General features: G+C 40.9%; 9 protein-coding genes. 6 read left to right on the top strand and 3 right to left on the bottom strand.

The features are described from left to right. The first annotated feature begins 180 nt into the window (after positions 1 to 180). The 4 genes from BAU16_RS07535 to BAU16_RS07520 all read left to right on the top strand — a co-directional run bounded on the left by BAU16_RS07535 (position 181) and on the right by BAU16_RS07520 (position 5,988). Complete coding sequence (locus BAU16_RS07535) at positions 181 to 834, top strand: GntR family transcriptional regulator (protein WP_161526840.1); 654 nt, start codon at positions 181 to 183, stop codon at positions 832 to 834. 134 nt (positions 835 to 968) lie between these two features. Further along, on the top strand, positions 969 to 2,183 hold the full coding sequence (locus tag BAU16_RS07530; protein WP_005228609.1) for a quaternary amine ABC transporter ATP-binding protein: 1,215 nt from the start codon (positions 969 to 971) through the stop codon (positions 2,181 to 2,183). Continuing rightward, entirely contained in the window at positions 2,176 to 3,900 is a 1,725-nt protein-coding gene (locus BAU16_RS07525; RefSeq protein WP_005228611.1) for an ABC transporter permease/substrate binding protein, read from the top strand. The genes BAU16_RS07530 and BAU16_RS07525 overlap by 8 nt, the downstream gene beginning before the upstream one ends. A gap of 327 nt (positions 3,901 to 4,227) precedes the next feature. Continuing rightward, positions 4,228 to 5,988, top strand: a complete 1,761-nt coding sequence (locus BAU16_RS07520) for a family 43 glycosylhydrolase (RefSeq protein ID WP_161526839.1) — start codon at positions 4,228 to 4,230, stop codon at positions 5,986 to 5,988. 44 nt (positions 5,989 to 6,032) lie between these two features. Here BAU16_RS07520 and BAU16_RS13695 read toward each other — a convergent pair whose 3' ends face one another. Together BAU16_RS13695 and BAU16_RS13690 are read right to left on the bottom strand one after the other, a co-directional pair. After that, on the bottom strand, positions 6,033 to 6,431 hold the full coding sequence (locus tag BAU16_RS13695; protein WP_237579226.1) for a helix-turn-helix transcriptional regulator: 399 nt from the start codon (positions 6,429 to 6,431) through the stop codon (positions 6,033 to 6,035). Positions 6,432 to 6,500: 69 nt separating this feature from the next. After that, positions 6,501 to 6,863 carry an AraC family ligand binding domain-containing protein gene (locus BAU16_RS13690; protein WP_237579225.1) on the bottom strand — a complete coding sequence of 121 codons (363 nt, stop codon included), beginning with the start codon at positions 6,861 to 6,863 and terminating at the stop codon, positions 6,501 to 6,503. A gap of 169 nt (positions 6,864 to 7,032) precedes the next feature. Between BAU16_RS13690 and BAU16_RS07510 the strand changes: the two genes are divergently transcribed. Next, positions 7,033 to 8,634, top strand: a complete 1,602-nt coding sequence (locus tag BAU16_RS07510; RefSeq protein ID WP_161526838.1) for a type IA DNA topoisomerase — start codon at positions 7,033 to 7,035, stop codon at positions 8,632 to 8,634. 556 nt (positions 8,635 to 9,190) lie between these two features. Further along, entirely contained in the window at positions 9,191 to 9,379 is a 189-nt protein-coding gene (locus BAU16_RS07505; protein ID WP_002311028.1) for a hypothetical protein, read from the top strand. A 428-nt stretch (positions 9,380 to 9,807) separates the two neighbouring features. Here the strand turns inward: BAU16_RS07505 and BAU16_RS13685 are convergent. Further along, a partial coding sequence (locus tag BAU16_RS13685; protein WP_237579224.1) for a hypothetical protein occupies positions 9,808 to 10,038 on the bottom strand: 231 nt, incomplete at its 5' end.

Here is a 10,038-nt window from a genome sequence, read left to right as displayed (position 1 = left end):
TTAAAACTTTGCAACAGAACCGATGAGACAAATGAAACACTGCTGCAAGATCTACAGCAGCAGATACAGCAAGAAACAGCGATCATTCGTGCCCGCTTGATCAAAAATTCGTGAACCAGTGAATAGTTGCCACCAACAATGTTTCTTGTTATGATGAAAAAAAAGTAAAGGAAGTTCATCATGACGAATAAGTTTCAAGATAAAAAGAAGGTCGCTTTGCCTCGTTATCAGCAGATTGCCGTAGCGATCGCGGAACGAATCGTTGAAAATCGCTACCAAGTTGGGCAAAAGATCCATGCACGCTCAACGTTAGCCAGCAATTTCAATGTCTCTCCTGAAACAGCCCGCAAAGCGATCAATGTATTAGTTGATTTAGAAATCATGGACGTCCGTCATGGCAGCGGCGCCTATATTGCTTCAAAGGAAAAAGCACAGGCCTTTGTGGAACAATACCAAGATGTGCAGTCGATCCAAGAAATTAGACAAGATATTTTAGACAGTGTGGAGCGGCAGCAGCAAGAGCTGGATAATTTTTCTGACTTGTTGAACATGCTAGTGCAGCAAACCAAAAAGGTACACCACATGAGTCCGTTTGTGCCCTTTGAGCTTCAGCTGACGGAACAGGCGCAGCATTTGGAAAAAAGTATCAACGAATTGAATGTTTGGCAGGCAACAGGGGCGACGATCATCGCGATCCAAACAACCGAAGGATTGTTGTTGTCACCGGGACCTTATGCGAAATTCAGTGCAGGCAATACGATTTATTTTGTCGGGAATGAATTGGCGTTGCAGCGCATGACCAATTTCTTCTATCCAACGGACCATTCAGCGTAATTCTTTTTCCTGATTCCCATGCTTTTTTTGCAAAAGAAAAAGCATTGGGAAATTTTTTTGACAAAGTGACCACATCTTGTTAAGATAGTATGGTCACTTTGGTGAAATTTTTCAGAAAAAGGAGTATTAATCATTTGAGTAAAGTTAAAGTGGAACACTTAACCAAAATCTTCGGTAAGAAAAAGCAGCAAGCTCTTGCCATGGTCAAAGAACAACGCAGCAAAAACGAGATTTTAGAAAAAACGGGTGCCACCGTTGGGGTCTATGATGTGAACTTTGAAGTCAACGAAGGCGAGATTTTCGTCATCATGGGCCTTTCAGGAAGCGGGAAGTCAACATTGATTCGACTATTGAATCGATTGATCGAGCCGTCTGGCGGAGATATTTACATAGATGGCGTGGATGTTGCCAAAATGAGTAAAGAGGAACTACGAGAAGTTCGCCGTCACAAAATCAACATGGTTTTCCAAAGCTTTGGCCTTTTCCCTCATCGGACAATTTTAGAGAACACAGAATACGGACTAGAAGTCCGTGGGGTCTCGAAAGAAGAACGAACAGCGAAAGCGGAAAAAGCGTTAGAAAACTCAGGATTGCTTTCTTTTAAAGACCAATACCCTGACCAGCTGTCTGGAGGGATGCAACAGCGTGTGGGACTTGCCCGTGCGTTAGCCAATGATCCAGAGATCCTCTTGATGGATGAGGCCTTTTCAGCATTAGATCCGCTGATTCGCCGTGAAATGCAAGATGAACTTTTAGAATTGCAAGCCAATGTTCAAAAAACGATTATCTTTATCACCCATGATTTGAACGAGGCCTTGCGGATCGGTGACCGGATCGCTTTAATGAAAGATGGTCAGATCATGCAGATCGGTACAGGGGAAGATATTTTGACGAATCCTGCCAATCAATACGTGCGTGATTTCGTGGAAGATGTCGATCGTTCCAAAGTCTTGACTGCGCAAAACATCATGGTCCCAGCATTGACGACGAACATCGAGATTGATGGACCAAGCGTAGCATTGAACCGGATGCGGAAAGAAGAAGTCAGCATGCTGTTAGCCGTCGACAAACGTCGTCACCTAAAAGGAAGCCTGACAGCCGAGTCTGCTCGTGAGGCACGGAAAAACAATCTGACCTTGAAGGAAGTTATTGATAAAAATGTTAAAAAGATCGATAAAGATATGCTGGTAACGGATATCTTCAATTTGATCTATGATTCGCCTACACCTTTAGCCGTGGTAGAAAACGATCGTTTGATCGGAGTCGTGATCCGCGGAAGTGTGATTGAAGCATTGGCTGAGACTGATTCAGCCGCTCAAGCAGAGGAAGGGGTAGTGACAAATGGATAATTTCTTACAACATACGATTCCGGTGGCTGATTGGGTCGAAAACTTTACTGATTGGCTAACAGGAACTTTCAGTGGATTGTTTTCAGCCTTACAGTCTTTCGGACAATTTATTATGGACGCTATTACAAATGTATTACTGTTTGTACCACCGTTATTAATGATCGTCTTATTGACGGCTGCTGCCTTTTTCGTTTCACGCAAAAAATTCGGCTTGCCAGCTTTTACTTTTGTCGGGTTGCTGTTCATCTATAACCAAGGGTTATGGACAGACTTGATGAACACCGTGACGTTGGTCTTGTTGTCGAGTTTGGTTTCGATCATCATTGGGATTCCACTAGGGATCTTAATGGCGAAAAGCGAAAAAGCGCAAAGTATCGTGACGCCGATCTTAGACTTTATGCAAACGATGCCTGGTTTCGTTTATTTGATTCCTGCGGTTGCTTTCTTTGGGATCGGGATGGTTCCTGGGGTCTTCGCCTCAGTGATCTTTGCTCTACCACCAACCGTTCGGATGACGAACTTAGGGATTCGCCAAATTTCTCGTGAATTGGTGGAAGCCTCTGATTCTTTCGGTGGGACTGGCTGGCAAAAACTGATCAAATTAGAATTGCCACTAGCCAAAAGCACTATTTTGGCTGGGGTCAACCAAACCACGATGCTGGCATTATCAATGGTCGTGATCGCGTCAATGATCGGTGCTCCTGGGTTAGGGCGCGGCGTCTTGTCCGCCTTGCAACGAGCACAAGTCGGTAACGGATTTGTCAGTGGGGTATCCTTAGTTATTTTGGCGATCATCATGGATCGCTTTACCCAGAATTTGAATCGTTCGGCACATCAAAAAGCAGCCAGCAAGACAAGTCGCAAACAAAAACGTCTTTTTGGCGGGATTGCTGCAGCGGCAGTCGTTGCTTTGATTGGAGCATCGTTTGCCTTTGGAAATGTTTCTGACAGCAAAGGCACGGTGAACTTGGCGTATGTCGAATGGGATACGGAAGTTGCATCTACCCATGTGGTGGCAGAAGTTTTGTCGCAAATGGGCTACGAAGTCAATACGACGCCTTTGGATAATGCCATCATGTGGGAATCGGTGGCAAAAGGGGAAGTTGACGGGATGGTTGCTGCTTGGCTGCCATCTACGCATCAATCCCAGTATGAACAGTACCAAGACCAAGTTGAAAACTTAGGTCCTAACTTAGAGGGGGCAAAACTGGGGATCGTTGTACCAAGTTATATGGATGTAGATTCCATCGCAGACCTTTCTGACGAAGCTGGAAAAACCATCACTGGTATCGAACCAGGCGCTGGTGTCGTAAATGCAGCGGAAAATACGGTTGCAACTTATGACAACCTTTCCGATTGGAATGTCGCTACCTCTTCTTCAGGAGCGATGACAGTGGCATTAGGCCAAGCCATCAAGAACCAAGATGAGATCGTTATTACTGGCTGGTCTCCACATTGGATGTTTGCGAAATATGATCTGAAATATCTGGATGATCCAGAAGGAACAATGGGTGAAGCAGAAAGCATCAACACTGTTGTACGCCAAGGATTAGCAGATGACATGCCAGAAGTCTACGAAGTACTTGATCGTTTCAACTGGACACAAGAAGACATGGAAGAAGTCATGTTAGCAATCAATGACGGAACGTCAGCCGAAGATGCAGCCAAAGATTGGGTAGCCAATCACCCAGAAGAAGTTGCTGCTTGGACGAACTAACTTCTTTCAAATAAATGTATAAAATCTTCAATCGATTTTAATGTTGAGAAAGCACGTATCCACCTTCGGATGTGTGCTTTTTTTGATCGTTTATTTGCTGCTCAAACTTCAGGTATGAAGAAAATGAGTGAACAATGACCGATGATTTTTGACAAGAAATAGCAAAGAATGGCTAGTCAATGGAGTCGCTCGTGTAAGAAAATAGAAAAGCAAGTGTTTCAAAATCTTATAAAAGTTCGTTCATCAACTTATACAAATTCACGGGGACTTCTATAAAATGAGAGAGAAGGAAGTCGAGTGCATAGAGAAGGAATTAGGAGGGATTGGATGACGGCTTATTTATTTTGTCATTTCACTGGCGAGCAAAAAAATGGTGAACAAGTATACTTTAGTGTGAGCAAGGATGGGTTGACTTTTACGGATTTAAATCAAGGACATCCCGTTTTGAAAAGTGATTTTGGGGAAAAAGGAGTTAGGGATCCTTTTCTGGTTAAGGGGAAGGACACGTATTATCTCATTGCGACAGATTTGCGTATTGAAAAGGGACTTGGCTGGGCACAGGCTCAAACCAATGGTAGCCGCCAGATGGTTATCTGGTCATCAACGGATCTTGTGTATTGGACAAAACCATGGACCGCAACGATCGCTCCAGAAGATGCCGGGAATTTGTGGGCGCCAGAGGCAATTTATGACGCAGAAAAAGAGACATTTTTTGTCTATTTTGCTGCAAATGTCAGTGGAAAACATAAGATTTATTCTGTTTCTACCAAGGATTTTCAGACGTTTACTGAGCCAGTGCTATTTATTGAAAAAACGATGGATGTGATCGATACAACGATTGTTTTTAGTCAGGGGTATTATTATCGTTTTACAAAAAACGAAGAAAATAGTCGCATTTTTTTAGATCGCAGTCAACAGCTGACAGGAGACTATCAGGAAGTAGCTTCTGAATATCTCGCTCAATTAGAAGGGGTTGAAGGACCGCAATTGTACCAATTACCTGATGGCAAATGGGCGCTGATCGTAGATCACTTTAAAAAAGGCACCGGATATGGGATCGCAGTAAGTGATGATCTCGCAACAGGCGTTTTCGAACCTGTTTCTGCCTTTGACTTCGGTCAATCTATCAAGCGCCATGGTGGAGTGATCACGATCACAGATGATGAGTATCAACGATTACTGACCTATTATCAACAGAAAAACCCGGTTTTAGATGGTCTTTATGCAGACCCTGATTTGGTGTCATTTAACGGGAAATTTTACTTATATCCAACATCAGATGGTTTTACCGATTGGTCTGGGACAAGCTTTTCGGTATTTGAATCGGAAGATCTTACTCAGTGGACAAATAAAGGAACGATCCTTGATCTAGCATCCTCGCAAGTGAAATGGACGATCGGTGGTGCGTGGGCACCTTGTACAGCAGAAAAAGAAGGAACGTTTTATTTTTACTTTACTGGAAAAATGGCGGATGGACGCTCAGGAATCGGTGTCGCTTATGCGGATCATCCAACAGGTCCCTTTATTGCAGATGAGAAGCCGCTTTTGAGTCCTGACCTTATCGATGACTATGGGTTAAACATGAGTCAAGTCATTGATCCATCTGTTTACGTAGAAGCTAGAAAGTACTATCTGTTGTTTGGCAATTCTGCGGGAGGAACGGCTGCGATCGTAGCGTTGGGAGATGACATGCGAACAGTCAAACTTGATACGCTAGCAGAATATCAAGGGCTGGAAGATTTTCGAGAAGCCATTACCGTTTTGAAAAAAGATGATTTGTATCATTTTACTTGGTCAGGAGAAGATACCCGCAGCGAAGACTATCATGTGAATTATGGTACCTCCTCTTCATTGTATGGACCGATTCACTATCATTATCCTGTCTTACAAAAAAATGTTGAAAAAGGCATTTTAGGAACCGGTCATCACAGTATTTTAGAGCATTCTGATAGGTATTATATTGCTTATCACAGCTTTGCTGTTCCACTTAGTAAGTATCCAGAAGAAGCCCGCGGATTTCATCGACAGGTTCGCATTTCCCCATTAGATTTTGACGAAGCAGGCTATATGAAGCAAGTAATCGTATAAGAAAAAGGGTGCAGCGATGCATCCTTTTTTGTCTGCAAATTCAGTTAGTTTCTTTTACGAACGTTAGAAGGAGCAAGATGATAATGCTTTTTAAATAGTTTACTAAAATAAAAAGGATCATGATAACCTACTTTTTCTGCGATTTCTTTGATGGTCAAATTGGTATGAAGCAACAGCTCATAGGCGTGTTTGAGCCGAATCTCGATCAAATATTTAATCGGACTACGACCAGTGATTTTCCGAAAGACTTTTGAAAGTTGGGCAGGACTAATATAAAGCATGTCTGCTAGCATTTCCAATGTGATGTCTTCTTGGTGATGATTCTCCAAATAATAAATCGTATGGTTCACTAGCGTTTGTTTTTGTTTATCTTTTTCAGAGATCACTGCCAGGCAATTGTTTGGATCGGAGGGCGTCAAACTTCTTAAAATCAAAGCTAGCATTTCGAGAATGATTCCTTTGCCCATCAAATCGTGATGAAGGTTATGGCTATTGAACTCCTGGGTCAGCTGTCAAGCTTTTTTGAAAAACGCTTCTTGATAAATTCCCAAGTCTAGTAGGGGATTTTCATTTGGAAAGGTATTAAAAGGAAGTCCTTCGATCAAAATATTGGAAAGGCCGTTATGAAGTTCATGGGATTCCATCTCAGCCGGATGGATTTCGGTATGAGGAAGACCAGGGTTAAAAAGGAGGGCATCTCCAGTAAATAACCTTGTGCGGGTCTCATTAAATTCGTAATCAACGGTTCCTTCTAATACGATGCTGATCTCAATGAAATCATGATGGTGGTAGCCTCGAAGATTTTTCTTTTTATTCCAAAAGTCAACGACATAAATAATTTCAGGATTAAATATATTCGAATGGATGTGGTACATAGTTCCCTCCTATTACCTACGAAAAGGTAGGCGCTTTTTTTCTTCATATCATATAATACATGAAAATGAATCGGATAGACTATGTTCTTCATTAAATGTTTTAGTAAAATTAAGTGAAAGAAAGCGATTTCTTTACTTGAGTATTGGTAAAAGGGAGGTTAGGGATTAAATGGAAAAACGTTTTTTGAATGAATGGCGATTCTCAAAACAAGAAGAAAAAGAAGCATGGAAAAAAGATTTTGATGATTCTACTTGGGAAAAGGTAACGATTCCTCATGATTGGGGTGTCTCTTATCCCTTTGAAAAACACTTTTCAAGCGGAACAGGGTATCTACCCGGAGGGATAGGTTGGTATCGAACCAAACAGTCGCTGCAAGAGTTGGGTGACCTTACGAATAAAGTCGTAAAAATTCATTTTGAAGGTGTTTATAAAAACGCTCGGGTTTGGATCAATGGCTATCATATGGGGATGAGACCTTCAGGATATGCTTCATTTTATTATGATTTGACAGAGATTTTAACTTACAATTCGGATGATAGCTTGCTTAAGTACAGTGCCGACAAAACGCTTTCGATCGCTCAAAAACTCTATGAAAAAAAGGTGCTTTCTTATCCAAGAAGCGATACCAATTATATTGGTAGCCCCGAATTTGACTACCTGAAAAGCAACCTCAGTCGGTATCTCGAACTAGCAGGAGTGGGCATTTCCGAACCGCAGCTAAACGAAAATAAACGGTATGTAGATGGAAGCAAAGTACAAGAACACTATGCGATTATTCCAACGAAGACATTGCCGAAGCTCAGTGATGTAACGAAAGACGAAAAAAACATTTATCTTCTGGTCTTGTATCGTACCCTCGCAATTTTTGAAAAGCCGTATATCTATGACGAAACCACCATTGATACAGCGATCAATCAGGTTCTGTTCCAATCAAAAGGGAAGACAGAAAAAGAGCGTGGATGGAAACGACTATATAAACAGGAAGAAAAAGACAAGGACGACCCACTTTTACCAGAAGTAACCGTCAATGATTCAGTGGCTTTCGCCCTTGAAACAAAGGAAGGGAAAACCCAACCACCCAATTACTATACAGAGGGCACACTGCTAACCGCCATGAAACATGTCGGACGGGCAATGGACGATAAAGACAGCAAAGACATTCTTAAAGAAACCGAAGGGATTGGAACCGAGGCCACTAGAGCCAGTATCATTGAAACCTTGAAGAAACAGGACTACATCACGATCAGTAAGAGTAAAATCTATGTGACAGAAAAAGGCGAATTGTTGTGCCGCATAATTGCAGAGGACGAAATCGCCAATGCCGGCATGACTGCCCAATGGGAACGCTATTTGAAAAAGATCCGAAGCCAACAAGGCACACAAGAAGCTTTTTTAGGCAGTATCGAGCGGTTTGTGCAGCACCTCATTGAAAAAGTGCCACAAAACTTCCAAGACAAAAAAGAAAACATTGCAGATGTAGCCGGTCATATGGAACAAGAAAATGTGATGGGTACGTGTCCGAAATGTCAAAACAGCGTAGTAGACAAAGGAAAATTTTATGGCTGTTCGGGCTACAAAGACGGTTGCAAATTTACGCTTCCTAAAAGATGGAGCCAAAAAGCACTCACAAAGAAAAATGTCCAAGATTTATTAAGCAAAAGAGAAACGAGTTTAATCAAAGTGTTCAAAAGTAAAAAAGGAAGCAATTTCTCGGCAAAGTTAACACTGAATGACGAAATGAAATTAGCTTTTGAATTTCCAAAAAAATAAAAACACAAGATCTAGACCTTGCCCCTTTTGGAAAAAAGGGGCAAGCCCCCAAAATCGTCTCAGTCACCCAGTTGTAATAGCCTAAAACTGAATAACACTTAAATAAGTCAAGGAACGGGTAAGTATTTTTTGGCAGACCACCAAAAAATCTCCACCCTCACAGTCCTTGACTTCTTTATTTTTGGCTGTGGGCTGTCATCGCCGACAGTCAAACCAGTTGTAAAAAATATTTGCTATCTTGCCTGTCGCTAAAATAGTGTACCGCCAAAAAACGCTTGAAAGGAATTTTTCTTTTGCTCGCTTGTTGCTTTGTAAGAATAAGTAGCTATTCTGCAAATAACCCTAATATTTCGTATTTCTCTAAAAAACCAGTGTTTGAGAGGGAAGTTCTACGCTCATTTCAGATTGATCTATGGGTAACTATCCATGAAAATGCCTGTAAACCGCTCTTTTTTCAGTTTTTTTAAAGAGAGAGAAAATAAAAATAAAATACCAACTTTTTACGTATATTAATAACGAAGGACTTAAATATAGGATGATCAAAGGAGGCGTTCTTATGTATGAAGACGAATGGAGAGAATACTATGCAACCAAAAATGAGAGCATACATATTACGAGAAACAAACTCATTTTCCAATGCAATGAAGGAATCGCTCTGTCTACTCATAAAACGGAAATTGAAAGAATCATGCATGCATTGGCACTTAAACTCTTATTACTGGAGTTAAATTCATATGATTTTTAATCTGCAAAAAAGTTTATAGCACCGTCGCTTATACCAGAAAATATAACAAACGCCGCATTGTTTTTTTGTGCACTTTAATAATCTATTCAACTAAGGAATTAAGCTGGCTGTCAAGAAAGTAATATCGTATTGAATCTCAGGTGGAAATTTTCTGCGGTATCTTTTTTGACTGAAATGACATTAGTGTCTTTTGGGGATTGTGTATGTAAGTATTTTTTAAAATCATTTTAACAAGTTTTGGACAAAAATTCTCATGAAAAAACAGAATTTAAATAGCATGATAAATTAGAGAAGATAGTTTAATGTGCTTATAGGAACACCCCACTTTTACAGTCACAATCAATAACCTTGCTACTTTCTTTCGAAATTGATAAGAGTCTAAAGGATTGACAACGCTTGATAGTGAGCATAAACTTAATGTACGCTAGTTAGTTTACAAGTGTAAACAAAAAAAGTACGATGTGTCGTCTCTGAAATTCTCCCTGATTCAAGTCATAACCAGAGTACATATCGGTTATTTTTTGATTCCATATTTTTTCCTTTATGTGCTGAGGATTAAGGGGTACCAATTGTAATTGCGCGTTATATGGTCTTTGTTTAGAATCGCTCTCCAAAAAGCCAATTTTTTTGCATAGAATTTTTAGATGTGGTACCATTAA

It is taken from the genome of Enterococcus sp. JM9B (assembly GCF_009933265.1).
Lineage (GTDB): Bacteria > Bacillota > Bacilli > Lactobacillales > Enterococcaceae > Enterococcus_C > Enterococcus_C songbeiensis.
Note: the sequence above shows the minus strand (reverse complement) of the source record. Positions and strands in the feature narration are given on the sequence as shown.